At 70.9% G+C, this 24,566-nt stretch carries 27 protein-coding genes and 1 pseudogene; 14 read left to right on the top strand and 14 right to left on the bottom strand.

Translation table 11 applies throughout. The features are described 5' to 3' along the window. Positions 1 to 39: 39 nt before the first annotated feature. From J7E96_RS33855 to J7E96_RS33835, 5 genes are all read right to left on the bottom strand, one after another. Positions 40 to 1,050 (bottom strand): LLM class F420-dependent oxidoreductase, encoded by a 1,011-nt coding sequence (locus J7E96_RS33855; protein WP_215137207.1) that lies wholly within the window; start codon positions 1,048 to 1,050, stop codon positions 40 to 42. Positions 1,051 to 1,149: 99 nt separating this feature from the next. After that, positions 1,150 to 2,001, bottom strand: coding sequence for a DUF5336 domain-containing protein (locus tag J7E96_RS33850; protein ID WP_215137205.1), 852 nt, complete (start codon positions 1,999 to 2,001; stop codon positions 1,150 to 1,152). 121 nt (positions 2,002 to 2,122) lie between these two features. Continuing rightward, entirely contained in the window at positions 2,123 to 3,130 is a 1,008-nt protein-coding gene (locus J7E96_RS33845) for an N-acetylmuramoyl-L-alanine amidase (RefSeq protein WP_308296260.1), read from the bottom strand. A 22-nt stretch (positions 3,131 to 3,152) separates the two neighbouring features. Then, on the bottom strand, positions 3,153 to 3,800 hold the full coding sequence (locus tag J7E96_RS33840) for a class I SAM-dependent methyltransferase (protein WP_215137203.1): 648 nt from the start codon (positions 3,798 to 3,800) through the stop codon (positions 3,153 to 3,155). Between the two features lie 37 nt (positions 3,801 to 3,837). Next, complete coding sequence (locus J7E96_RS33835; protein ID WP_251070819.1) at positions 3,838 to 4,275, bottom strand: ATP-binding protein; 438 nt, start codon at positions 4,273 to 4,275, stop codon at positions 3,838 to 3,840. Positions 4,276 to 4,359: 84 nt separating this feature from the next. Between J7E96_RS33835 and J7E96_RS33830 the strand changes: the two genes are divergently transcribed. Continuing rightward, entirely contained in the window at positions 4,360 to 5,208 is an 849-nt protein-coding gene (locus J7E96_RS33830; RefSeq protein WP_215137201.1) for a helix-turn-helix transcriptional regulator, read from the top strand. Further along, positions 5,168 to 5,446, top strand: a complete 279-nt coding sequence (locus tag J7E96_RS33825) for a DUF397 domain-containing protein (protein WP_215137199.1) — start codon at positions 5,168 to 5,170, stop codon at positions 5,444 to 5,446. The genes J7E96_RS33830 and J7E96_RS33825 overlap by 41 nt, the downstream gene beginning before the upstream one ends. On the opposite strand, the gene J7E96_RS33820 is transcribed toward J7E96_RS33825, so the two are convergent. The 3 genes from J7E96_RS33820 to J7E96_RS33810 all read right to left on the bottom strand — a co-directional run bounded on the left by J7E96_RS33820 (position 5,443) and on the right by J7E96_RS33810 (position 6,604). Then, positions 5,443 to 5,901: a PIN domain-containing protein gene (locus tag J7E96_RS33820; protein WP_215137197.1), complete on the bottom strand. Its 459-nt coding sequence runs from the start codon at positions 5,899 to 5,901 to the stop codon at positions 5,443 to 5,445. The two genes, J7E96_RS33825 and J7E96_RS33820, sit on opposite strands and share 4 nt — an antisense overlap. After that, positions 5,894 to 6,163, bottom strand: coding sequence for a type II toxin-antitoxin system Phd/YefM family antitoxin (locus J7E96_RS33815; RefSeq protein WP_215137196.1), 270 nt, complete (start codon positions 6,161 to 6,163; stop codon positions 5,894 to 5,896). Before J7E96_RS33815 ends, J7E96_RS33820 begins: the two co-directional genes overlap by 8 nt. 93 nt (positions 6,164 to 6,256) lie before the next feature. Next, positions 6,257 to 6,604: a hypothetical protein gene (locus tag J7E96_RS33810; RefSeq protein ID WP_215137194.1), complete on the bottom strand. Its 348-nt coding sequence runs from the start codon at positions 6,602 to 6,604 to the stop codon at positions 6,257 to 6,259. Positions 6,605 to 6,697: 93 nt separating this feature from the next. On the opposite strand from J7E96_RS33810, the gene J7E96_RS33805 reads away from it, so the two are divergent. From J7E96_RS33805 to J7E96_RS33775, 7 genes are all read left to right on the top strand, one after another. Beyond that, complete coding sequence (locus J7E96_RS33805) at positions 6,698 to 6,910, top strand: acyl-CoA dehydrogenase family protein (protein ID WP_308296262.1); 213 nt, start codon at positions 6,698 to 6,700, stop codon at positions 6,908 to 6,910. 250 nt (positions 6,911 to 7,160) lie between these two features. Beyond that, positions 7,161 to 8,369, top strand: coding sequence for a hypothetical protein (locus J7E96_RS33800; protein WP_215137192.1), 1,209 nt, complete (start codon positions 7,161 to 7,163; stop codon positions 8,367 to 8,369). Between the two features lie 105 nt (positions 8,370 to 8,474). Further along, positions 8,475 to 9,668 (top strand): lipid-transfer protein, encoded by a 1,194-nt coding sequence (locus J7E96_RS33795; protein ID WP_215137190.1) that lies wholly within the window; start codon positions 8,475 to 8,477, stop codon positions 9,666 to 9,668. A gap of 133 nt (positions 9,669 to 9,801) precedes the next feature. Beyond that, complete coding sequence (locus tag J7E96_RS33790; protein ID WP_215137188.1) at positions 9,802 to 11,253, top strand: MFS transporter; 1,452 nt, start codon at positions 9,802 to 9,804, stop codon at positions 11,251 to 11,253. Between the two features lie 296 nt (positions 11,254 to 11,549). Next, positions 11,550 to 12,404: a MaoC/PaaZ C-terminal domain-containing protein gene (locus J7E96_RS33785; RefSeq protein WP_215137186.1), complete on the top strand. Its 855-nt coding sequence runs from the start codon at positions 11,550 to 11,552 to the stop codon at positions 12,402 to 12,404. A gap of 22 nt (positions 12,405 to 12,426) precedes the next feature. After that, positions 12,427 to 13,503 (top strand): Zn-dependent alcohol dehydrogenase, encoded by a 1,077-nt coding sequence (locus J7E96_RS33780; protein ID WP_215137184.1) that lies wholly within the window; start codon positions 12,427 to 12,429, stop codon positions 13,501 to 13,503. A 19-nt stretch (positions 13,504 to 13,522) separates the two neighbouring features. Beyond that, positions 13,523 to 14,464, top strand: coding sequence for a 3-oxoacyl-ACP reductase (locus J7E96_RS33775; RefSeq protein WP_215137252.1), 942 nt, complete (start codon positions 13,523 to 13,525; stop codon positions 14,462 to 14,464). A 151-nt stretch (positions 14,465 to 14,615) separates the two neighbouring features. Here the strand turns inward: J7E96_RS33775 and J7E96_RS33770 are convergent, their stop codons facing one another. Beyond that, positions 14,616 to 14,771, bottom strand: coding sequence for a hypothetical protein (locus tag J7E96_RS33770; protein WP_215137183.1), 156 nt, complete (start codon positions 14,769 to 14,771; stop codon positions 14,616 to 14,618). A gap of 107 nt (positions 14,772 to 14,878) precedes the next feature. After that, positions 14,879 to 16,045: a hypothetical protein gene (locus tag J7E96_RS33765; RefSeq protein ID WP_215137181.1), complete on the bottom strand. Its 1,167-nt coding sequence runs from the start codon at positions 16,043 to 16,045 to the stop codon at positions 14,879 to 14,881. 336 nt (positions 16,046 to 16,381) lie between these two features. Here J7E96_RS33765 and J7E96_RS33760 point away from each other — a divergent pair. From J7E96_RS33760 to J7E96_RS33745, 4 genes and pseudogenes are all read left to right on the top strand, one after another. Further along, positions 16,382 to 16,774: pseudogene (locus J7E96_RS33760) on the top strand (ABC transporter substrate-binding protein); the annotation flags it as partial. Between the two features lie 83 nt (positions 16,775 to 16,857). Further along, positions 16,858 to 17,694, top strand: coding sequence for a Nif3-like dinuclear metal center hexameric protein (locus J7E96_RS33755; RefSeq protein ID WP_215137176.1), 837 nt, complete (start codon positions 16,858 to 16,860; stop codon positions 17,692 to 17,694). Continuing rightward, a complete protein-coding gene (locus J7E96_RS33750; protein ID WP_215137250.1) occupies positions 17,691 to 18,434 on the top strand; it encodes a zinc ribbon domain-containing protein in 744 nt (247 codons plus the stop codon). Before J7E96_RS33755 ends, J7E96_RS33750 begins: the two co-directional genes overlap by 4 nt. Before the next feature lie 2 nt (positions 18,435 to 18,436). Continuing rightward, a complete protein-coding gene (locus tag J7E96_RS33745; RefSeq protein WP_215137174.1) occupies positions 18,437 to 19,708 on the top strand; it encodes a bifunctional RNase H/acid phosphatase in 1,272 nt (423 codons plus the stop codon). A gap of 290 nt (positions 19,709 to 19,998) precedes the next feature. Here J7E96_RS33745 and eda read toward each other — a convergent pair whose 3' ends face one another. Next, on the bottom strand, positions 19,999 to 20,619 hold the full coding sequence (gene eda, locus J7E96_RS33740; RefSeq protein WP_215137172.1) for a bifunctional 4-hydroxy-2-oxoglutarate aldolase/2-dehydro-3-deoxy-phosphogluconate aldolase: 621 nt from the start codon (positions 20,617 to 20,619) through the stop codon (positions 19,999 to 20,001). Between the two features lie 64 nt (positions 20,620 to 20,683). Further along, positions 20,684 to 21,487 carry a peroxide stress protein YaaA gene (gene yaaA / locus J7E96_RS33735; RefSeq protein ID WP_215137170.1) on the bottom strand — a complete coding sequence of 268 codons (804 nt, stop codon included), beginning with the start codon at positions 21,485 to 21,487 and terminating at the stop codon, positions 20,684 to 20,686. A gap of 104 nt (positions 21,488 to 21,591) precedes the next feature. On the opposite strand from yaaA, the gene J7E96_RS33730 reads away from it, so the two are divergent. Next, complete coding sequence (locus tag J7E96_RS33730; RefSeq protein ID WP_215137168.1) at positions 21,592 to 23,034, top strand: RNB domain-containing ribonuclease; 1,443 nt, start codon at positions 21,592 to 21,594, stop codon at positions 23,032 to 23,034. Here J7E96_RS33730 and J7E96_RS33725 read toward each other — a convergent pair. Together J7E96_RS33725 and J7E96_RS33720 are read right to left on the bottom strand one after the other, a co-directional pair. Beyond that, the gene (locus tag J7E96_RS33725) at positions 22,985 to 23,788 is read right to left on the bottom strand and encodes a hypothetical protein (RefSeq protein ID WP_215137166.1); all 804 of its coding nucleotides are present in this window, start codon (positions 23,786 to 23,788) and stop codon (positions 22,985 to 22,987) included. The genes J7E96_RS33730 and J7E96_RS33725 overlap by 50 nt on opposite strands. Then, a complete protein-coding gene (locus J7E96_RS33720; protein ID WP_215137164.1) occupies positions 23,785 to 24,534 on the bottom strand; it encodes a MerR family transcriptional regulator in 750 nt (249 codons plus the stop codon). The genes J7E96_RS33725 and J7E96_RS33720 overlap by 4 nt, the downstream gene beginning before the upstream one ends. Between the last annotated feature and the right edge of the window lie 32 nt (positions 24,535 to 24,566).

Here is a 24,566-nt window from a genome sequence, read left to right as displayed (position 1 = left end):
ATGCGTATGGTACCCCTGCCATATACATCGCGTCGGGCTTTAGCCGTTCAGGTCGGCCAGTACACGCAAGGTGTGCGGGTCCGGGGCGGTGATGAGGAGGTCGGTGACCGGGCCCTTGCGCCAGAGCTCCAGGCGTTCCGCTATGCGCTCGCGCGGGCCGACCAGGGAGATCTCGTCGGCGAACGCGTCGGGGACCGCCAGGACCGCCTCCTCCTTGCGGCCCGCGAGGAACAGCTCCTGGACGCGGCGGGCCTCCGCCTCGAAGCCCATGCGGGCCATCAGGTCGGCGTGGAAGTTGCGGGCCGCGTGGCCCATGCCGCCGATGTAGAAGCCGAGCATCGCCTTGACCGGCAGCAGGCCTTCGGCGACGTCGTCGCAGACCTGCGCCCGGGCCATCGGCGCGATCATGAAGCCGGTGGGGAGGGTGGCGAGCGACGCCGCGTAGACGTCGCTGCGCATCGGGGACCAGTAGAGCGGGAGCCAGCCGTCGGCGATGCGGGTCGTCTGTGCGATGTTCCTGGGGCCCTCGGCGCCGAGGAGAACGGGGAGGGAGGACCGCAGCGGATGCGTGATCGGCTTGAGCGCCTTGCCGGTGCCGGTGGCGTCCGCGCCCCGGTAGGGCAGCGGGTGGAACCGGCCGTCCAGCTCAACCGGCGCCTCGCGCCTGAGCACTTGGCGGATTACGTCGACGTACTCACGGGTCGCGGTCAGCGGGCTGGCGGGGAACGGCCGCCCGTACCAGCCCTCGACCACCTGTGGCCCCGAAAGCCCGAGCCCGAGCATCATCCGGCCGTCGGAGAGGTGGTCGAGGGTGAGGGCGTGCATGGCCGTGGCGGTGGGCGTGCGGGCGGCCATCTGTGCCACGGCGGTGCCGAGCCTGATGCGTGAGGTGTGCGCCGCGATCCAGGCGAGCGGGGTGAACGCGTCGGAACCCCACGCCTCGGCGGTCCACACGGAGTCGTAGCCGAGGCGCTCGGCCTCGCGGGCCAGGTCGAGATGGGCGGGAGCGGGGCCGCGGCCCCAGTAGCCGAGAGCGAGTCCGAGGCGCATCGCTGATCCCGTCTGACGATCCGTCAGGGCATGGTGACCGGGCGACTGTACGACAACGGCCCCCCGCCCGGAAGGGGCGAGGGGCCGTGGCGGTTGTGCTCAGCCGCGCTGGATGCCGGTGGTGTCCTGAAGGACTCCGCGGCGGCCGTCCTGCGTCTGGGCGACCAGACCGGGACCGCGCTGCTCCACCGCCAGGTACCAGGTGCCGGGCGCGAGCTCGGCGATCGGCGTCGGCGAACCGTCCTCGGCGTACAGCGGACGGGCGACCGGAACCGCGAACCAGAACGGCGCGAAGTCGGCGGCGGCGGTAGCGGGCGCCGCGGCCTGCTGCGCCGGGGCCGCCTGCTGCTGCGCGGGCTGGCCCTGCTGCGGCTGGGGCTGCGCACCGTACGGCTGCGGCTGGCCCGGCTGACCGCCGTAGGGCGGCTGCTGGGCTCCGGGGTAGCCGTAGCCACCGGGGCCCGGCTGACCGGGCTGCCCACCGTACGGCTGCGCGACCTGCGGCTTCGGGGCGCCCATGAGCGGGGCCTTGAGCGCCGGGACGAGCGGGGCGGCGACGGCGCCGGCGGCGAGGATCAGTACCGCGAGCAGGCCGACGATCTGTCCGGGGCCGGAGTTGCTGCCGTCGATGATCGTCCAGAAGGCGGTCCAGGCCGCGAAGACGGCGAACGCGACGCCGAACTGGCCGAGGTCGATACCGGCGATCTTGCGCTGCTGCGGCATCGAACGGGAGACCAGGATGAGCGCCGCCGCGATGCCGCCGGCGAGGTAGATGCTCATCAGGAGACCCAGGCTGTCCCAGGCGTTGAAGGAGTCGACTTCCGGAGGGCAGAAGTTGCCCGAGCAAGCCGGCTTGTCGTACGACTTGAAATCGAGGAACGAGGCGATGAACAGCACCACCGCTGCTCCGATCACCACGCCGTCGCCTCGAGTGAGGGAGCGGATGTTCACTTTGAAGGTCCTTAGTGGGTCGTCTCGTCGGGGCGGCACAGTGTGAAGCTCGGGGGCAGCTCCCCATCGTACGGATGAATGTATCGTCCCCCCGGCGAGGGTCGGCCGCCCGGTATCAGCCTTACCCCTTGAGGTAACTGCCGATGCCGTCGGCGATCCCCTGCGCCGCCTTCTGGCGCCAGCCCTCGTTCGTCAGCAGGGCCGCGTCCTTCGGGTCACGCATATTGCCGCATTCGATGAACACCTTGGGCACAGTCGACAGATTGAGGCCGCCGAGGTCCTTGCGTACGTCCAACCCCGTACCGTCGCCCACGTAGTTGGACGGAGCGCTGCCGGTCGCCTGGACGAACTTGCCCGCGATGCGCGTGCCGAGTTCGCGCGAAGGACCGACGATCTTCGCGGTGTCCGCGGCGCCGTCCTTCACCAGGGCGGGCAGGATGACGTGGAAGCCGCGGTTGCCGACCGCCGAGCCGTCGGCGTGGACGGAGACGACGGCGTCGGCCTTCGCCTCGTTGCCGATACGGGCCCGCTCGTCCACGCAGGGTCCGTACGGGCGGTCCTCGTTCTGCACGAGCTTCACCGTCGCGCCCTGCTGTTCGAGGAGGGCGCGCAGGCGGCGCGAGACGTCCAGGGTGAACGACGCCTCGGTGTAGCCGCCGTTGGTCGACGTGCCGGTGGTGTCGCACTCCTTGCGGTGCGTGCCGACATCGACGAGTTTGTTGATTTCGCGGGTATGGCGGAAATTGCCCGGATTGTGGCCGGGGTCGACCACCACGACCTTGCCGGCGAGCGGCCCGGTTCCGTCCGGCTTCTGGTCCTTCTTGGTTTCGGAAGGGGAAGCGGTTGCCGCGGGGGGCGACGTGGGCGTGGGCGCCGACGGCTTCGCGTCGGCGGGCGACGGTGCGGACCGGCTCTGGCTCGGCAGCGGCACCACCTTCGGCGGCTCGCCGTCGCCGGGGCCGCTCATCGCCTGCCACACGAGCCAGCCCGCCAGGGCGGTCGGGACGAGCGCGGCGACCGCGACGGTGACATTCCCGCGGCCGAGGCGGCCGAGGCGGCCGAGGCGGCCGAGGCGGCGAGGAGGGGTGGGGGGAGTGGGGGAAGCGGGGGGCTGGCTGTCGTACGACACCTGGCGATGCTATCCGGGCCGGTCAGATCCCCGGCGAAACGCGGCGCAGGACGCGCAGCGAGTCGGTCACCGAGATTTCGGTGAAGGCGCCGGACGCGAGGGCGCGCTGATGCACTCGGTACGGGGCCTGGCCGCCGTCCGCCGGGTCAGGGAAGACGTCGTGGATGACGAGCAGCCCACCGGTCGCTACGTGGGGGGCCCAGCCCTCGTAGTCGCCGTTCGCGTGCTCGTCGGTGTGTCCGCCGTCGATGAAGACGAGCCCGGCCTTGCCGCCCCACACGGCCGCGACCTGCGGCGATCGTCCGACGACCGCGATCACGTGGTCTTCGAGGCCCGCCTTGTGCAGGGTGCGGCGGAAGGTGGGGAGGGTGTCCATCAGGCCGACCTCCGGGTCCACGACCGTCGGGTCGTGGTACTCCCAGCCCGGCTGCTGCTCCTCGCTGCCCCGGTGGTGGTCCACGGTCACGGCGACCGTCCCGGCCTCGCGGGCGGCGTCGGCCAGCAGGATCGTGGAGCGTCCGCAGTACGTACCGACCTCCACCAGCGGCAGCCCGAGCGCCCCGGCCTCGGTGGCGGCGGCGTACAGGGCGAGCCCTTCACGTACCGGCATGAAGCCCTTGGCGGCGGCGAAGGCGTCGAGCGTCTCGGGCTTGGGCGCGGCGGCGGCCATGGGATTCTCCTACTGGTCGGTACGTACAGGCCGCCCATTATTGCTTCACGTCGCACTCGAACCACACCGTCTTGCTGCCCGGCATCGGCACCGTGCCCCAGCGGTCTGTCACGGCCTCGACCAGCACCAGCACCAGCACCAGCACCAGCCCCCGCCCGCCCTCGGCGAGCTCGTCGCCTCCGCCACCCATCGTGCGCACCGGGCGGGGGCACCTGTCCGTGACCTCCACCCGCAGTCCGCCCGGCTGCCGCAGGATGAGGAGCGTGCAGTGGCGGCCGGGCACGTGCCGTACGACGTTGGCGACGAGCTCGGTGAGCGCGAGCTCGGCGGCGTCGCTCAGCTCGGCCATGTCCCAGCGGGCCAGAAACGTCCGCACGATGCGCCGCATGTGTCGCGCTGAGTGTTCACCGACGGTGAAGCCCATGCGGTAGCTGGCGTCAATTTGCGCCGGTGAGTGGGCAGTTACGTGATTCATGTCACCAGGATGGCGTGGCGCGATTACGCTCGGCTACTGGCCGAAGCGAACGCCGCACGGCGTGAACTTGGGGGTGACCGTCCCATGGTCAATATCCGCGACCTCGATCCCAGCGCATCGCCGCTGGACTACTACGGCTCCGAACTGCGCCGCCTGAGAGAGGCGGCAGGGCTCAAGCAGGGGCAGCTCGGGGACATCGTCTTCTGTACGGGCTCGCTCATCGGCCAGGTGGAAACGGCACGGAAGGTGCCGACGCGCGACTTCTCGGAAAGGATCGACGCGGCGCTGGGGACGGGCGGGACGTTTTCGCGGTTGGTGGGGCTGGTGCTGCGGAGTCAGTTGCCGCACTGGTTCCAGCCGTATGCGGAGATGGAGGCGCGGGCGACGTACATCTCCACGTTCCAGGCGCAGTTGGTGTACGGCTTGCTTCAGACGGAGGCGTACGCGCGGGCGGTGCTGGGATCCCGGACCGGCGAGAACCTCGATGCTCGTACGGCCGCCCGAATGGAGCGGCAGCGCATTCTGGACCGCGACAATCCGCCACTGATGTGGGTGGTGCTGAGCGAGGCCGTCCTGCATCAGGAGATCGGCGGCACAGGAGTCATGCGGAACCAACTCGCCCACTTGTTGGGGCTGCGCGGGCGGGAGTGGGTGAAGGTGCAGATCCTGCCTTTCGAGGCGGGCGCCCATGCGGGGCTGATGGGCTCGTTCAACCTCCTTCGGTTCGAGGGCGACCCGGACCTCGTCTACACCGAGGACTTCGTCCAGGGCCACATGACGGCCAATCCGCAAGCTCTCAGGGAGGGTTCGCTCCGTTACGATCACTTGCAGGCCGCCGCGCTCTCCGTGGAGGATTCGGCGGCACTGATCGCCCGCGTAATGGAGGAGCGCTATGGACACCATCCAGAACCTGACGGGCGCGCGGTGGCGTAAGTCGTCGTACAGCGGTGACACCGGCGGCGACTGCGTCGAGTGCGCCCCCCTCGGCGCCGCCGCCTGGCGCAAGTCGTCGTACAGCGGCGACACCGGCGGCGAGTGCGTCGAGATCGCCGCTCAGCCCTGCCGTATCGCCGTCCGCGACTCCAAGAACCCCGAAGGCCCCGCCTTCGCCGTCGCCCCCGCCGCCTTCGCGGCGTTCGTCACGGCCGCCGCCGAGGGTCGCATGGGCTAGAGATCTTCCGGAAGGAGTCGGAACGACTCGTGCGCGTCCAGGGGGCGCACGATCCGGAAGTGGATGTCCGAGGTGAAGAGGGCCGCCGTCCGGTAGTGCGCCGCCAGGGCCACATTCATCGCGTCCGCCAGGCCGATTCCGCTGCCACCGTCAAGGTCCCGGTACCCGTTCATGACGGCGAGGGCTGTGTGCAGGTGAGGCTGCACGGCAGGCACTTCGAAGCGCTGCGCGTCGGCGCGCTTGGCGATGAACTCGAGCGCGGTCGCGGCCGTGGACGCGTTGATCTTCTGGGTCAGTAGGTAGTCGAGTTCGGCGAGCACCATCGGCGAGACGATGAGGTGGCCGATCCTGCTGAGCGCCTCGCGGTGTTCCTTGTGCTGTTTGCTGGACGTGGTGAACAGTCGGAACAGGGCGTTGGTGTCGGCGACGGCCACCGGAATGGCGTGATCAGTCAACGCTGCCGCCCATGCCGCTCAAGGTGTCCTCGATCTCGTCATCGCTGAGGTCCGGGCCCTGGAAAACGGGGAGGTCATCGAGCTCACCCATGGGATCGGTGCGGAAAGGGTAGGTCGGAATGTCCGCTTCGGCGCCTTGGGGAACCAGGGTGGCAATGGGCCGGCCGTTACGGGTGATCGTGATCGTCTCGCCCGCTTCGACGCGAGCGATCACGCCTGCCGTGTCCTGATTAAGTTCTCTTATCGGTACGGAGCGGGTCATGGCCTCAGTGTAGTACGCGTAGTACGTCTCTGTCGGCCGACGCTATCTGTCCGCCCCCGGTACGCGTCGTGCCGGGGGCGGACGTGGGCAAGCTCAGGAGAAGACCACCGAGCGCACCTTTAGCCGCTCGCTGCCGCCTCCCGTGTGGGGGCGGAGGGTGAAGAAGTCCTCACCCTCGCAGTCCGCGTTCAGGAAGACCGTCGCGGTCGCGTCCGTGCGGTTCTTGGGTGAGTGCGCGGGCGGGAGCGCATCGTTCAGCCCCGCGAGATTGATGCACCTCTCGCTCTCCGGGGCGTTCATGAAGCCGACAAGCTCATAGCCTTCCTCGTTGACGTAGGTGTAGCGGGACTGCCCCGTGGCCGCACTGGCCGAGGCGGCGGGCAGTGTCAGTGCGAGCGCGAAGGCGCCGACGGCGGTGACGAGGGTGTTGCGAAGACGCATGGGTTTCCGTTCGTTTCGTTGAGGGCTTCGATGCCCTCTCTCCGTTGCCCATGCCGATGTCCCACGATGTCCGTCCCACTCGATCGGGTGTAGCTGTATCGATTCGTCGAGCCCCATCTGACCTTCCGTCAGGTTGCAACGTGTTCTAGTCTGCTCGGCCCGCAGGGCGCGGTGCGCGAGGGAGCCGGGGAACGGGCCGTGCACGGCTTGTTGATGTCGCGTTGCCTGACGATCGCGGGCGGCACGACACAGGTTCAGCTCAATGTCGTCGCGGAGCGCATCCTGGGCCTGCCGCGTGACGCGTGAGCTCGCCGATTATCAGGAACGGCGCCCAGTTGCGAGGTGCGGCGAGGAGGCGAAGACTTGTTCTTGTAGTGCCAGTGCACCGGTGAGCTATGGAACTCCGATGACCTTGGCCGCTAAGGGCCAAGTCCACAAGGGCATACCCGCACACCGCAAGCGCACTTGGATTCCTCATGGCCAAAAACGCCCGGCGACAGATCTCCCGCATGGTTGGCGCGTCTGCCTGGCTGCCGCGCTGACAGTGCCGATAGGTATGGGCACTGCTGTGGCAGCGCCTGAGGACGTCACTCAAATTACGGCGGCGGGGCCACCTGATCCGCCGCCTCCGCCGCCTCCGCCGCCTCCGCCGCCGGATGAGCAGGAGCAGCAGCAGCCGGATCAGCAGGAGCAGGAGCAGCAGCAACCGGACCAGCAGGAGCAGGAGCAGGAGCAGCAGCAGGAGCAAGAGCAGGAGCAGGAGCAGGAGCAGCAGCAGGAGCAGGAGCAGCAGGAGCAGCAGGAGCAGCAGCAGGACGGCCAGAAGCAGTTCGTGAACCCGCAGCAGCAGCAGGAGATGGAGGAGCAGGTAGAGAAAGCGCCGGCGCAGGTAAAGGCCGAGCTGGATGCGGTGGTGTCCGAGACGCTGAAGATAATCAACAACCCGGCAACGTCGCCCGAGGACAAGGCCGCGTACACAACTGTCCTGAACCAGCTCAGCGTAACGCTGAACAAGATCGAAGACGTGAATACGTCGGCGGAGGACAAGGCCACCTACACGAAGGCCGTGGCGGGGATGGCCGAAGCGTTGAAGATAGCCCAGGACCCGAAGAGGACGGCGGTTGATCGGGCAGCGCACAGAGGCATCGCGCAGAACCTCGCATTCTTCTCGGCCGTTGTCCAGGACCCCAAAGCGTCGCCGGAGAGCAAGGCGTTCTTCAGGGCGAACCTGGAATTGATCAGTGACGCGCTGGTCGCACTCTCGAAGCCGAAGGGTCCGCCGAAGCCTCCGGCGGAGCAGAAGAAGATCGAGACGGGCGTGAAGAAGACCGTCGAGGCGATGAAGGCAATCCAGAACCCGAAGACGAAGCCGAAGGATCCGAAGGATCAAAAGGTGATCCAGCAGGTCGTGGAGAAGAGCACCAAGGCGCTGGTGACAGTCCAGAACCCGGACGCGCCGGAGGAAGAGCGGAAGGAAGCACAGGCAACGGTGGACCAGCTGGACGGCGCTTCTCAGAATTCCTCGTACCAGGAATTCCTGCAAGAAGTAAAGCGCCTCGGGGCGCCCGGGTCCTGTGTCGAGAAGATCGAGAGCCGAACGAATGAGACGGGTTGGCCGGAGGGATCCCTCTGGGGTCTTTCTGACCCGTCGTGCGCCGATACGGTAACTGCGGGCGCCAGCGAAGGCGGCAAGTGGGGTCCGCTGTTTGAATGCGTGGGGACCAAGCCATTCTCTGAATGCGTGGGCACCGTTCCCAAGGAGTGAAGCCCCGAGGTCAGGTCCAGGCTTTCGGTAGGCCACGAGAAGGCCCCCCGCGGTGAATCCGCTGGGGCCTTCCGCCTGGATGGAACGTGTTCTAGTCTGCGCCTCATGAAGGCATACATCGTCGGTGTAGGGATGACGAAGTTCGAGAAGCCGGAGAGCCGGGACGACTGGCCGTACTGGGACATGGCGAAGGAGGCCGGTACCAGCTCGCTGGCAGACGCCGGGATCTCGTACGACAAGGTGCAGCAGGTCGTCGCCGGCTACTGCTTCCAGGCTTCGACGGCCGGGCAGCGGGCGGCGTACGAACTAGGCCTGACCGGTGTCCCCGTCTACAACGTCAACAACAACTGCGCCACCGGCTCCACGGCGCTGATGATGGCTCGGCAGTTCGTCGAGGGCGGCATCAGCGACTGCGTGCTCGCGCTCGGCTTCGAGAAGATGAAGCGGGGGGCGCTGGGGGGCGGTTCGGACGGCGGTGATTTCGCCACCTCACCCGTCGCGCGCCACTACGGCGTCATGGCGGCAGCCCACGGCTTCGAGATGACCCCGCCCACCGCGCAGATCTTCGGCAACGCGGCGCGCGAGCACATGGAGCGGTACGGCACGACGCAGGCGCAGCTCGCGGCCGTCGCCGCCAAGAACCACAAGCACTCGGCGGACAACCCCAACGCCCAGTTCCAGGACGTGTGGACGGTCGACGAGATCCTCGCCGCGAAGACCATCCACCGACCGCTCACCAAGCTCCAGTGCTCCCCGACCTCTGACGGAGCGGCGGCCGCGGTGGTCGTCTCCGAGCGCTTCCTGGTCGAGCACGGCCTGCACGGCAAGGCCGTCGAGATCGTCGCCCAGGCGATGACGACGGACACGGAGCAGTCCTTCGCGTCCGGTTCCTGCATCGACGTCGTCGGCAAACCGATGTCGCGGGCCGCCGCGCGGCAGGTGTACGAGGCGTCCGGGCTCGGCATCGAGGACGTCGACGTCGTCGAGCTGCACGACTGCTTCTCCGTCAATGAGTTGCTGACGTACGAGGCGCTGGGCATGTGCGGGGAGGGCGAGTCGGGGAAGCTGGTGGAGAGCGGGGCGACGACGTACGGGGGCCGGTGGGTCGTCAATCCGTCGGGCGGGCTGATCTCCAAGGGCCACCCACTGGGCGCGACGGGGCTGGCGCAGGCGGCGGAACTGACGTGGCAGTTGAGGGGAGAGGCGGGGGCGCGGCAGGTGACGGGGGCGCAGGTCGGGCTGGCGCACAACATCGGGCTGGGCGGGGCGGCGGTGGTGACGGTGCTGCGGGGGGCGTGAGGTGGTTCGATGTCGCCATGCTCAAGCCGGAGCGCGCGAGGCTGGTCGAGGAGTGCAGGGTGAGCGAGATCAGTCCGGTGGACTGAGGCGTTCGCCGGAACGCGGATGTACGGGGCAGACCAATGCTGCGAGCATGACGCCCATGGTCCAAGCTTCCTCTTCCTCCCCTTCGGACTCCGAAACCCGAATACCGGCCGCCCGTAAGGCATCACGCACCTGGGTGGTCGTACTCGCCGCCTGCGCGGGCCAGTTCCTCGTCGTCCTCGACGTGTCCGTCGTGAACGTCGCGCTGCCGTCGATGCGCGCCGACCTCGGACTGAGCGCGATCGGTCTGCAATGGGTGGTCAACGCCTACTCGATCGCCTTCGCCGGATTCATGCTCCTCGGCGGCCGTGCGGCGGACCTCTTCGGCCGGAAGCGGACCTTCCTGACCGGGCTCGGGCTGTTCACCGCCGCGTCCCTGGCCGGCGGGCTCGCCCAGGACGACTGGCATCTGCTGGCCGCCCGCGCGGCCCAGGGCCTCGGCGCGGCCGTACTGGCGCCCGCGACGCTCACCATCCTCACCTCCGCCGTCCCCGAAGGCCCCGCCAGAACGCGGGCCATCGGAACGTGGTCGGCGGTCGGTGCGGGCGGCGGCGCCGCGGGCGGGCTCGTCGGCGGCCTGCTGACGGACGCGCTGTCCTGGCGCTGGGTGCTGCTCATCAATGTGCCGGTCGGCGCGCTGGTCCTCGCGGGCGCCGCCCTGTGGCTCGTCGAGAGCCACGCCAGGGACGGGCGGCGGCTCGACCTCCCCGGCGCACTGCTGGTCACCGCCGGGCTGGCGACTCTCGCGTACGGGATTGTGCAGACCGAGGCGGAAGGCTGGGCGGCGGCGGCCACCCTGCTGCCGCTGGCGGCGGGACTCGTGCTCCTCGGCGCGTTCGTGGCGGTGGAGGCGCGGACCAAGGCGCCGCTGATGCCATTGAAGTTCTTCCGGGTGCGGGCGGTCTCGGCGGCGAACGCGGCGATGTTCGTGAACGGCTCCGCGATGTTCTGCATGTGGTTCTTCATGACGCTGTACGCCCAGAACGTCCTGGGTTACACCCCGCTCGGTGCCGGGCTCGCCCTCGTCCCCAGCTCCCTGAGCATCGTCATCGGCTCCAAGCTGGCCCCGCGCTTCATGGCCAGGTTCGGTGCGCGCCGGGTCGCGATCAGCGGCACCCTGGTGGCGGCCGGCGGCATGGCGTGGCAGTCCACGCTGAGCGCCGACGGGGCGTACCTCACGGCCATCCTCGGCCCGGGCATCGTGATGATGGCCGGCGCGGGCCTCGCGTCGACCCCGCTGGCCTCGCTCGCGACATCGAGCGGCGAACCGGGCGACGCCGGGCTCCTGTCGGGCCTCATCAACACCTCGCGCACGATGGGCGGCGCGCTGGGTCTCGCGGTGCTGTCGACGGTCGCGGCGTCCAGGACGGGTGGCGAGCTGAGCGCGGAGGCCCTGACGGCCGGGTACGCCCTGGCGTTCCGGGTGGGGACCGGGGCGCTGCTCGCGGGGGTGGTCCTGATGCTGGTCTGGCTGCCGCGCCACCGTAAAGCGCAGGCGTAGCGCGAGGAGGTCGGAGCCAGCCCTGCTGCCGCGCCGCCCGTACCGCCTCCATGCGGTTGCGGGTGCTTGTACGGACTCGGCCGGGACAAATGTACTGGCGCCGAGTGGTCAGCAATCTGACGCTGCGTCAGCGAGCTGTCTTCACAACTGCCGGGGGGTGCGTTATACATAGGCCCCATCGGCCTAGAACGCGTTCTAGAACTGGCGGGTGGCGGCCGGTCCCGTACGACCTCGGTGCGACCGACGGTGCGGACGGCCGCACCGAGGTCTTCCATCCATCAAGGAGCAGCATCCCCATGCCCATCGATGCCGCAAAGGCCGTCGCAGCCGAACCCCGCAGCGCCGAGATCGCCTGGGATCACAAGGACGTCCAGCTCTACCACCTCGGCCTCGGTGCCGGCACGCCCGCCACCGACCCCGACGAGCTGCGCTACACCCTCGAATCCCGGCTGCACGTCCTGCCGAGCTTCGCCACCGTCGCGGGCGCCGGCATGGCCGTCGTCGGCGGACTGTCGGCGCCCGGCATCGAGGTAAACCTCGCCCACGTCCTGCACGGCGGCCAGAGCATCGAGCTGCACCGCCCGATCCCCGTCACGGGCCACGCGGTACAGACCTCCAAGGTCCAGGCGGTGTACGACAAGGGCAAGGCGGCGGTGATCGTGCTGCGCTCCGAGACCGCCGACGACGACGGACCGCTGTGGACCAGCGACACCCAGATCTTCGTACGCGGCGAAGGCGGCTTCGGCGGCGAGCGCGGCCCCTCCGCCCGCACCGAGCAGCCCACCCACGCGCCGGACGCGGAGGTCGAGCGGCATGTGCGCGAGGACCAGGCGCTGCTCTACCGCCTCTCCGGCGACTGGAATCCGCTGCACGCCGACCCCGAATTCGCCAAGCTGGCCGGTTTCGACCGGCCGATCCTGCACGGCCTGTGCTCGTACGGCATGACGCTCAAGGCCGTCGTCGACACCGTGCTCGGCGGCGACGTCGCGCGCGTGAGCGCGTACAGCACCCGCTTCGCCGGGGTCGTCTTCCCCGGCGAGACCCTGCGCCTGCGGATGTGGAAGTCGCCGGGGCGCGTCCAGGTGTCGGTCACCGCCGTCGAGAGGGACGACGCGCCGGTACTGGCCGACACCACCGTCGTACACACCTGACTGATGTGAAGGGAGCCGTACCGTGCGCGCAGCCGTACTGCACGAGATAGGGCAGGACAAGCTCGAAGTACTCGACGACGTCGAGGCGGTGGGCTTCGGGCCCGGCAAGGTCAAGCTCCGCGTCCGGGCGACCGGGCTGTGCCACTCCGACGTCTCCGCGATGAGCGGCGTACTGCCCCAGCCGGCCCCCTTCATCCCGGGGCACGAGGGCGCGGGCGAGGTCATCGACGTGGGTGACGGCGTCACGGGCCTCAGCCAGGGGGACCGGGTGCTGGTCTGCTGGCTGCCCGCCTGCGGCGCCTGCCCGTCCTGCAAGCGCGGCCAGACACACCTGTGCCTGGCCGGGCTCATGAACGCGGGTACGCCCAACTTCAAGCGCCCCGGCGGTGACGTCTTCGGCTTCGCCGGGACCGGCACCTTCACGGAGGAGGTCGTGGTGGACGCGGGCTGCGCCGTACCGATTCCGGACGACCTGCCGTACGAGATCGCCGCGCTCATCGGCTGCGGAGTGACGACGGGGCTCGGGGCGGCCATCAACACGGCGCAGGTGGAAGCCGGTTCGTCGGTCGCCGTCATCGGGTGTGGTGGCGTCGGGATTTCGGCGGTCCAGGGCGCGCGCGTACAGGGCGCGGCGCAGATCGTCGCCGTCGACCCGGTCGCGTCGCGGCGTGAGGCGGCGCTGAGGTTCGGCGCGACGGAGGCCGTGTCACCGGACGAGCTCGCCGACGCCAAGCAGCGTGTTACCGCGGGCGAGGGCTTCGACTACGTCTTCGAGGTCGTCGGCAAGTCCGCCACGGCCCGGACCGCGTACGAGACGACGCGGCGCGGCGGCACGCTGTGCGTTGTCGGCGCGGGGGCCATGGACGACTTCTTCCAGGTCAACATGTTCGAGCTGTTCTTCGACGAGAAGCGGATTCTGCCGTCGATGTACGGGGGCGGCGGCGTGCTCCGTTCGTACGAGCGGGCCATCGCGCTCTGGCGCGCGGGCCGGATCGATCTGGCCGGCCTGATCACCCACCGGGTGCGGCTGGACGGGATCAACGACGCCCTGGACCAGATGCGTACGGGCGAGGCCCTGCGCACGTGCATCGAGATCTGAGGGGGCTTGGATGTCTTCGATGTCACTGCCACTCGTCGGCCTGTCCGCGATCGTCACGGGCGCGGGGCGCGGCCTCGGCCGCGCGGAGGCCCTGGAACTGGCCCGGCTCGGCGCGAGCGTCGTCGTCAACGACTACGGGCAGCCGGGGCGCGACGGCTCGGGCGAGGCGTCGGCGGCCCCGGCGGAGGAGGTCGCCGCGGAGATCCTGGCAGCGGGCGGGCGGGCCGTGGCCCACCTCGGCGACGTATCGGACCATGAACAGGCTGGCGCGCTGGTTCAGTTGGCCGTCGATACGTACGGAAAGCTGGACATCCTGGTCAACAATGCGGGGATTCTCCGGGACCGGATGATCTTCTCGATGACCGAGGACGAGTGGGACTCGGTCATCCGCGTCCACCTCAAGGGCCACTTCAACACCACGCATTTCGCGGCGGCGCACTGGCGCGCGCGGTCCAAGGCGGCGGGCGGCCCGGTCTACGGCCGGATCGTCAACACGTCGTCGGAGGCGTACCTGGCGGGGTCGGCCGGGCAGCCGAACTACGCGGCGGCGAAGGGCGGGATCGTCGGGCTGACGACGTCTACGGCGCTGGCGCTGGGGAAGTACGGCGTTACGGCGAACGCGATCTGCCCGCGTGCGCGTACGCGGATGACGGAGGACGTGTTCGCGGGCTTCGCGGAGCCGGCGGGGGGTGAGCTGGACGCGCTGGCCCCGGAGCATGTGTCGCCGCTGGTCGGTTATCTCGCGTCCCCGGCCGCGGGGAGGGTCAACGGGCAGTTGCTCGTCGTGCATGGCGGGATGGTCGCGGTCATGGAAAGGCCGAAGGTGGCGGCCAAGTTCGATACGGCGAAGGAGGTCTTCTCGTACGAGGAGCTGGCGGAGCGGTTGTCGCCGCACTTCGAGGGGCGGCCGGCGAGCGAGACGTTCGCGGCGGCGGAGGTGCTGGGCCTGAAGCGGGGGTGACGCGGGGTTGCCTGCGGCGCTGTTCCCCTGCCCGCCCTCAAACGCCGGACGGGCTGGATTCGGCCGCACCATCCAGCCTCTCCGGCGTTTGAAGGAGCGGGGTCTGCGGGGCAGCGCCCCAGTTACGAGCACCCCAGTTACGGGTAGGCCCCTACGACCGGCGGTGGCGCCCGTGCGCCGGAGTGTTGGAATCCTCCGTCGCGGCCGCACCCCCGCGGTGCCTGCCGGAGCGGTGGCCGGCGTCGTCCCGTTCGGCGGCCGAAGGCTGCGGCCGCGTGTGGGTCGTGTCGGTTCGGGTTTCAGACATGTTGGGAAATCCCCTGGAATCGCTGCGATCACTTTCAGTGGTGCAAGGCCCGCTTCCGCCGTCACCGTCGGCGTTCAGCCGCAACGACCGCGTAGCCCGGGACCGAGTCAATCACGTGCCCCGCGCCCCGTGAGAGGCGCCTGCTGGAGCGGTACGGGCTTGCACACCACAGGAGTGTCCGGAACCCGGAATGGTTCCCCACCTGCGGGTTCGACTTGTGGGGGTTCAGTGATCACCGCGTCTTCCGGGGCGCCGACACGTGCCACCCCGCACGGCACCGCCCCCGTCACGTACGGCAGTCGCAGCACCGCGTCCCGCGTCCAGAGCCCCGCCCCCGCCAACCATCCCTCCGGCGCCGCGAGGTGATGCAGCCTCCGCCCGGCGGGCCGCCACACCCCGACCCAGCTCCTCCCCGCCACCCCGTCCACCCGCAGCGCCACCGCGCAGCTCTCCGGCGTCAGTACCTGCCCCGGCTGCACCGCGAACGGCGTCACCGCGCAGTCGGCCGGAGCCAGGCACTCCGGGAAGCGCACCGGCAGCATGCTCCCCAGCACACCCCACCCCAGCCGGTCGCGCCCCGGCGCGTCCGACCGGATCAGCAACAGCCCGCTGTCCGGATCCGCGAGCAGCAGCCGGTCGTTGCTGCCCTCCGCGATCTGCAGCAGCGGCGTCACCTCCCCGCCCCGCTCCAGGTCGACCGCCACCGCTTTCGTCACCCCGTCGGTCTCCCGGTCCAGGGCGAGCATCCGTCCCGTACGGTCGAGCCATACGCCGCCCGAGCAGCGCCCCGCGACCTCGGCGACGTACTCCGGCCCGAAGGCGCCACCCGCCACCTGCCATACGGTGGTGGACAGTGCGCCCACGGACAGGGCGTACGCACGTGAGCCGTCCGGGGCCGGCGGCAGCAGCTCCAGCCGCTCGCACTCGACCGCGCCCACCGGCAGCTCCCCGGTCCGCGGCCCCGTCGGATACAGCAGCGAGAAGCAGTGCCGGCCCCCGCCGCTGCCGAAGGCGTGCGAGGCGCCTCCCTCCCGCCGGTGGATCAGCACCCGGCCGTCCGTCATCGGCAGCAGTCCGGTGTCCGGCTCCTCGGGCTGGTCGGCCGGCAGTGGCACGGCGTAGGGCTCGGGTCCGTCGAGCGTCCACCGCTCGGGGAACCGGGCGTCTCCCTCACCCGCGAGCCGCGCCGCGTAGGAACCGTCAGCGGCGATCGTGAACGCCGCCTCGCGCACCGCGTCGCCGTCGGCCGCGGTCTCGATGGCACAGGCCGTCATCAGGCCATCACCTCCGGCGACCGAAGCTAGTTTTCGCACTTCCTGCCGAACAACACGAGACCGCGCACTTCACACATAAGGGTGGCCATCGCCTGATTCGGCTGAGATGACGGGGGCGGGTGTGCTGGGCGGTACACCCGTGGCGATAAAGCAGGGCGGACCTAACCCGCCCCTCAGGAGCTCTTGATGTCCGTACGACGCCGCGGTGCCGCCGCAGTCTCCCTCGCCGTGGCCGCGGCCCTTGCCCTCGCCGCCTGCGCGGGCGGCGACGCCGGCACCAAGAGCCAGGAGAAAACTGGCAGCGGCGACAAGAAGGCCGCGCCCCAGCGCGTCGTCGTCCTCGACGCCGCCGCCCTCGACAAGAGCGCCGACGCGAAGACCAGGCTCGCCGTGTACGAGAAGAAGGCGAAGCAGCTCGGCACGGACGTCGGCGAAAGCGGCAAGAAGCCCACCGTCTCGATGGTCCGCTACCTCCCCGGCAAGATCCGCCTGTACGCGAAGGCCTCCTTCATCGGCACCATCCTTGAAGACGCCGGCCTGCCGCGACCGGCGAACCAGCGGATCAACGACCTCGCCGCCGAGATCAGCCCCGAGAAGATCGACGAGGCCGACGGCGACTGGATCTTCACCGGCGTCTACGGCGACCCCAAGGCCATCAGCCGGGACAAGGCCGAGGACAACGCCCTCTGGAAGAAGCTCGGCGCCGTGAAGAAGGGGCAGCCGAAGGACGCTTTGACCGGCTAGCGGTCCTGGTGGAAGCAGGCCGCGTACGCCATGGCCGGCGGGGCACGCAGCGCAGGTAACCTGTCTGCGTGCCCCGTCTGTCTGAAGTCATCGCCGCACTCGACGCCCTCTGGCCCCCCGAGCGGGCCGAAAGCTGGGACGCGGTCGGTACGGTCTGCGGCGAACCCGACGCAGAAGTGACCCGGGTCCTGTTCGCCGTCGACCCCGTCCAGGAGACGGTCGACGAAGCCGTGAAGCTCGGCGCGAACCTCATCGTCACCCACCACCCGCTCTACCTGCGCGGTACGACGACGGTCGCGGCGACCACCTTCAAGGGCCGCGCCGTGCACACCCTGATCAAGAACGACATCGCGCTGCACGTCGCCCACACCAACGCCGACAGCGCCGACCCCGGCGTCTCCGACGCCCTCGCCGGAGCGCTGGACCTGCGGGTCACCGGGCCCCTCGTCCCCGACCCCACCGACCCCTCCGGCCGCCGCGGCCTCGGCCGCGTCTGCGAGCTCGACCCCCCGGCCACCCTCGGCCACTTCGCCGCCCGCGTCGCCGCCCGGCTGCCCGCCACCGCGCAGGGCATCCGCGTCGCCGGCGACCCCGACGCGCTCATCACCCGGGTCGCCGTCAGCGGTGGCTCCGGCGACAGCCTCTTCGCCGACGTACGGGCAGCAGGAGTCGACGCCTTCGTTACGGCCGACCTGCGCCACCACCCGGCCTCCGAGGCCCGCGAACACACTCCCCTCGCGCTGATCGACGCCGCGCACTGGGCCACCGAATGGCCCTGGTGCGAGCAGGCCGCCGCACAGCTCGACGAGATTTCCGACCGTCACGGATGGGACCTGCGCGTCCACGTCTCGAAGACGGTCACCGACCCCTGGACCACCCACCACTCTTCTGGAGCCCCCAACTGAACGCCGCGCCCGCCGACCAGATCCGTCTCCTTGACGTCCAGGCCCTCGACCTCCGCCTGTCCCAGCTCGCCCACCGGCGCAACTCCCTCCCGGAGCACGCCGAGATCGAAACGCTCACCAAGGACCTGGCGCAGCTGCGCGACCTGCTGGTCGCCGCGCAGACCGAGGAGAGCGACACCGCCCGCGAGCAGACCAAGGCCGAGCAGGACGTCGACCAGGTCCGCCAGCGCGCCACGCGCGACCAGCAGCGCCTCGACTCCGGCGCCGTTTCCTCCCCGAAGGACCTGGAGAACCTCCAGCGCGAGATCGTCTCGCTCGCCAAGCGCCAGGGTGACCTGGAGGACGTCGTCCTCGAAGTCATGGAGCGCCGCGAGTCCGTCCAGGAGCGCGTCGCCGAGCTGACCGAGCGCGTCTCGTCCGTCCAGGCCAAGCTCGACGACGCGACCGCGCGCCGCGACGCCGCGACCCAGCAGATCGACGGCGAGATCGCCACGGCCACCAAGCAGCGCGAGGTCGCCTCCGCCACCATCCCCGCCGACCTCCTCAAGCTGTACGAGAAGATCCGCGTCCAGTCCGGTGGCGTCGGCGCGGCCCGCCTCTTCCAGCGCCGCTGCGAGGGCTGCCAGCTGGAGCTCAACATCACCGAGGTCAACGAGGTGCGGGCCGCCGCCCCCGACACGGTGCTGCGGTGCGAGAACTGCCGCCGCATCCTTGTCCGTACGTCCGAGTCCGGCCTGTAGCCATGGGACGCAGCCTCCTCATCGAGGCCGACGGCGGCTCCAGGGGCAACCCGGGACCCGCCGGCTACGGCGCGGTCGTCCTGGACCCGGAGACGGGGGAGACGCTGGCCGAAGCCGCCGAGTACATCGGCGTCGCCACGAACAACGTCGCCGAGTACAAGGGCCTGATCGCCGGCCTGCGCGCGGCGCACGCGCTCGCCCCGGATGCCTCTGTCCACGTACGGATGGACTCCAAGCTCGTCGTCGAGCAGATGTCCGGCCGCTGGAAGATCAAGCACCCGGACATGAAGCCGCTGGCGGCCGAGGCCGCGACGGTCTTCCCGCGCGTCCGCGTCACCTACGAGTGGATCCCCCGGGAGAAGAACAAGCACGCCGACCGGCTCGCCAACGAGGCGATGGACGCGGGCAAGAAGGGCAAGGTGTGGGAGCCGTCGGCTTCCATGGCGGACCTGGCCTCCGCCTCCGCCTCCGTCCCTCCCCGTGTGGTGGGCGACGCGGCGGCGGGCGCGGCGAAAGCCCGGGCGGCGCTCGCCGGGGGAGCGGCGGGCGGAGCGGCGGTGGCCGAGCCGCTGACCCTCCCGGTCGCCTCGGAGCCCGAGCCTGCCACCGCCCCCACCCCCACGGTGGGCTGGGGCGCCTCCGCCGACCTCGGTGCGCCCGCGACCTTCGTGCTCCTGCGCCACGGCGAGACCGCGCTCACCCCTGAGAAGCGGTTCTCCGGGAGCGGGGGTTCGGATCCCGAGCTGTCGGCGTTAGGCCGCCGCCAGGCCGAGGCGGTCGCCACTTCGCTGGCCGCGCGCGGCACGGTCCAGGAGATCGTCAGCTCCCCACTGCGGCGGTGCCGTGAGACGGCGGACGTGGTGGCGGCGCGGCTCGGGCTGGACGTACGCATCGAGGAGGGCCTGCGCGAGACGGACTTCGGGGCGTGGGAAGGCCTGACGTTCGGCGAGGTCCGGGAGCGGTACCCGGCTGACCTGGACGCGTGGCTGGCGTCCCCGAAGGCGGCGCCGACGGGCGGCGGCGAGAGCTTCGCGACGGTGGCGCGGCGGGTGTCGACGACGCGGGACAAGCTGATCGCCCGTTACGCGGGCCGCACGGTCCTGGTGGTCAGCCACGTGACGCCGGTCAAGACGCTGGTACGGCTGGCGCTGGGCGCACCGCCGGAGTCCCTGTTCCGCATGGAACTGTCGGCGGCGTCGCTGTCGGCGGTGGCGTACTACGCGGACGGCAACGCGTCGCTGCGCCTGCTGAACGACACGTCGCATTTGCGCTGAGGTTGGTGGTGTGGTTCCGGGTGCCGGGCCCTACGGGAACGGCATTCGGGACTGCACGATTTAGGCGCGCTGCGGGGGCGCCTGAAAGCCTCCCCGGCGTCCTGCCCACACATCACGCTTTACGTCCCGAACACCGCTCCCTACGGTCCCGACCCCCTCCCGCTGTCGTTCGGCTGAGCTCACCCAGCCCACCCTCTGCTGCCTCGCCCCGGCAAATTCAGCCCGTCCGGCGTTTGAGGACCGGGGGTGGGCAACTGGGGCGGAGCCCCAGTTGCCCACCCCCGGGGTCTTCAGCCCGCCCGCAGCCCCGCCGCCTCCCGCGCCAGAGCCTCCACCCGCCCCCAGTCCTTCGCGGCCAGCGCATCCGCCGGGAGCATCCACGTACCGCCCACGCAGCCCACATTCCCCAGCGCCAGATACGACGGCGCAGAGGCAAGCGTGATGCCGCCCGTCGGGCAGAAGCGGGCCTGGGGGAGTGGGGCGCCCAGGGACTTCAGGTACGGCGTGCCGCCCGCCGCCTCCGCCGGGAAGAACTTCATCTCCGTCACGCCCCGCTCCAGCAGCGCCACGACCTCCGAAGCCGTCGAAACCCCCGGCAGGAACGGCACCCCGGACGCCTTCATCGCGCCCAGCAGCGCATCCGTCCATCCGGGGCTCACCAGGAACCGTGCCCCGGCCGCGACAGCGTCGTCGACGCCCGCCGGGGAAATCACCGTGCCGGCCCCGACCACCGCGTCCGGCACCTCCGCCGCGATGGCGCGGATCGAGTCGAGCGCGGCGGGCGTCCGCAGCGTCACCTCGATCGCCGGCAATCCGCCCGCGACGAGCGCCCGCGCGAGCGGCACGGCGTCGGCGGCGCCCTCCAGGACAACGACGGGGACGACGGGCGCGAGGTCGAGCACGGAAGTCATGCGCGCCATCCTGCCGCCGCCAGGCATGACACGCAACGAGCGTTGCGCATCATGCAACGACACCTCAGTGGATCTGGCTGACCACCACGTCCAGCCCCCACGCCTTCCCCGCCTTCGCCGGCTCCGACGCCTCCACGACGTACCCCAGATCCCGCAGCACCGACACCAGCTCCGCCGGGTCGGCGGGCGCCGCTCCCGCCACCAGCAGGTCCCGTACGATCCGCCCCTTCGTCGCCTTGTTGAAGTGGCTGACCACGGACCGCTTCTCGACCCCCGCCGCGTCGATCTGCGAGTGCAGCACCCGCACCGTGGCCGTCCGGCCCGCCACGTCCCCCTTCGGCTTCCAGGCCGCCGTGTACGCCGACGACCGCAGGTCCAGCACCAGCCCGTCACCGGCGGCCGCCGGCATCGCGGCGGCCATCGGCTCGCGCCAGTACGCCCCCAGCGCCCCCAGCCCCGGCAGCTTCACACCCATGGAGCAGCGGTACGACGGGATCCGGTCGCCGATTCCCACCGCGCCCCAGAGCCCGGAGAACACCAGCAGCGACTGCCGGGCCCGCCCCAGCGCGGCCGCGTCCAGGGTGGCGAGGCCCAGCGCGTCGTACAGCACGCCCGTGTAGATCTCCCCGGCCGGCCGCGCCCCGGCGGTCCGCAGCTCGACGTTCTTGGCGATCTCGCCGCGCAGCCCTTCGCTCAGCCCGAGGACGACCCGGGCCTTCTCCTCGTCGGCGGCGCACAGCTCCACCAGCTCGTCCAGCACCGCGGCCCGCGCCCCGGCCAGCTCCGGCAGGGAGAGGGACTCCGGCTTCAGGGGCGCGCCGGACCCGCTGGCGGCCTTTCCTTCGGACGGCGGCAAGAGCACGAGCACAGCGGAACTCCTTCGGAGCGGGATACGTACACACCAAAACCCAAAACGCCAGGGTAAGCGGATCCCGCCGTGCCGCCCGGCCCCACCCGGCCTACGCTCGGACCATGCCCCGCCGCCATATCCATGTGACCGGTGCACCGGAGGCTCCGCTCCGGGCAGCCCTGCGCGCGCTGCGGACCACGCTCGATGTATCGGACGAGTTCCCGGCCGAGGTCCTCGCGGAAGCGGAACAGGCCGCGAAGGCGCCGCGGCTGCCCGCGTACGACGCGACCGGCATCCCCCTGTTCACCATCGACCCGCCGGGCTCCGTCGACCTCGACCAGGCCATGCACCTGGCCCGCCGCGAGGGCGGTGGCTATCGCGTGCACTACGCGATCGCGGACGTGGCCGCCTTCGTCGCACCGGGCGGTGCGATCGACGCCGAGGCGCACCGCAGGGTGATGACCCTGTACTTCCCGGACGGGAAGGTTCCGCTGCACCCGCCGCAACTGTCAGAGGGCGCGGCGAGCCTGCTTCCCGACCAGACGTGCCCCGCCCTCCTGTGGCGCATCGACCTCGACACGCACGGCCGCACCGAGGCGGTCGACGTCCGCCGCGCGCTCGTCCGCAGCCGGGCCAGGCTCGACTACTCCGGCGTCCAGCAGCAGATCGACGCGGGCACCGCAGAGGAGCCGGTGGCGCTGCTCCGCGACATCGGGCTGCTGCGGGAGAAGCTGGAGCGCGAGCGCGGCGGGATCTCGCTGAACGTACCGGAGCAGGAGATCGTCGAGCACGGCGACTCGTACATCCTCGGCTTCCGCGCCCCGCTGCCCGCCGACGGCTGGAACGCCCAGATCTCCCTCCTCACCGGCATGGCCGCCGCCGACCTGATGACCGCCACCGGCACCGGCATCCTGCGCACCCTGCCCGCAGCCCCCTTCGGCGAGGTGGCGCGCCTGCGCCGGTCCGCGAAGGCGCTGCGCATCGAGTGGCCGCATCACACGTCGTACGCCGAGATCGTCCGCTCCCTGGACCCGACGAAGGCCGCGCACGCCGCGTTCCTCCAGGAGTGCACGACGCTGCTGCGCGGCGCGGGCTACACCGTCTTCACGAACGGCGAGGTGCCCGTCCCCGCCGTCCACGCGGCGGTAGCCGCCCCGTACACGCACTCCACGGCCCCGCTGCGCCGCCTCGTCGACCGTTACGCGGGCGAGCTGTGCGTCGCCGCCGTCGCGGGTGAGCCGCCGCCGCAGTGGGTACGGGAGGCGCTGCCCGGCCTCCCGGCGGAGATGGAGCTGGGGACGCGGCGGGCGAGCGCCGTCGAGCGCGAGTGCGTCGACATCGTCGAGGCGGCGCTGCTCAAGGACCGAGTGGGCGAGCTGTTCAACGCGCGTGTGGTCGATGTGCAGGAGCGCGACCGGGCCGTCGGCGTCGTCCACCTGGAGGACGTGGCGGTCGTCGGCCGCGTGGAGGGCGGCGACGGGGACCTCCCGCTGGGGGAGCGGATCAGGGTACGGCTCACGCAGGCGGACCCGGGATCGGCGAAGGTGGTGTTCGCCCCCGCGTGACGGCGGCGACGAGCGCGCCCGGGTCGTCGGCGTGGAAGCGCACGACCCGCGCCTCGCGGCGCGCCCCAAGCGGCCGGAAGTAGGCGATGGGCCGGGTCAGCTCCAGCCGCACGGTCGTCTGCCCGCCCACGCCAAGGCCTAGGACGCCGGTCTCCTTGGCGTCGGTGTAGCGGCGTTCGACGCGTACGGTCCCTATCGCGGAAGTCGGCACGCGGACGTCGTAGAACCCGCCGTACCGGATCCGCAGCGACCCGTCCGCGCCGACGACATGCGGCCGGGTCACGCAGCCGGCGTGCAGCCCGAGGATCTGGACGATCGTGTAGACGTCCAGGAACAACACGATCTGGTGCACCAGCGGCCACGGAATGAGCAGCGCCAGCATCACGGTCTCGACGACGGCGACGAAGACGAGCCCGTACATCATCGCCGTCTGCGGCCCGGTGTAGGGCGCCGCGTACGCCCCCGGCCCGACCCCGTGCCGCCGGCGCGCCACCCACAGCGCGAGGCTGTGCAGCGCCCGCAGCTCGTGCCCGACGAGCCGCACCACCCGCACCGGGGCGGCGGCCCGCACCGCGGCCCAGCCCCCACCGACGTACAACCGCCACACGCGAACCGCCTGCCACACCAGCGCGGCAAGCAACACCACCTCGGCCGCGAAGACCACCGCACGGGGTACGTCAATGCCGCTCAGCAGGCAGGCAACCAGGGCGAATTCGGCCGCCACGACAAAGACCGCGGCAGCCCGCCCCCTCACCGCCGCATCCTGTCCGCGAGCAGCTCCATCACTCGTCGTACGACCGCGGCCTGGGCAGGAGCGAAGTCCGCGAGCATGGCTTCGCCGTACGCACCCGCAGCGGCGGCGGGCCCTTCCGCCGGGATCGCCGCGACCACCGTGTCCGGGACGGCTGCCGCGAGCGCGTCGGCGAGCGGTCCGATCCGGGGGTCGTCGCGCGGGGCTTCGGCAAGCTCGTCGAGCCGCTCGTACAACGCGACCACCTGCGGGTCCCGGGTCAGCGGAGCCATCGCCTCCAGGACCCGCTCGCTCCCCTCACCGCCGGCCAGCAGCGTCAGATGCTCCCGGTCCTTCGCCGCCGACGGCGAATCGGTGACCGGCAGCCCGCCCAGCAGCTCCGCCAGCGCGGGCGAGACGGGCCCCTCGGCGGGCAGCGTCCCGGCCTCGGCCTGTGCCAGCAGCCCGGCCAGCCGCTCGCGCCGCCGCTGGATCTCCGCCTCCTGCCGGGCGAGGTCCGCGTCGAGTTCGCGCAGTACAACGGCGAGTTCGGCCCCCGCGTCGTCGGCGAGAACGTCCCGCACCTCGTCGAGTCCGAGCCCGAGCTCGGTCAGCCGCCTGATCCGGGCCAGGACGACGGCGTGCCGTACCCCGTACACCCGGTAACCGTTGGCCAGCCGCGGGGGCTCGGGCAGCAGGCCCTGGTGGTGGTAGTGCCGCACGGCCCGGGTGGTGACCCCGGCGAGGGCGGCGATTTTTCCGATCCGCATGGGGCCAGTAGAAACCCTGACGCTGCGGCAAG

This window comes from Streptomyces sp. ISL-96 (genome assembly GCF_018614035.1).
Lineage (GTDB): Bacteria > Actinomycetota > Actinomycetes > Streptomycetales > Streptomycetaceae > Streptomyces.
Note: the sequence above shows the minus strand (reverse complement) of the source record. Positions and strands in the feature narration are given on the sequence as shown.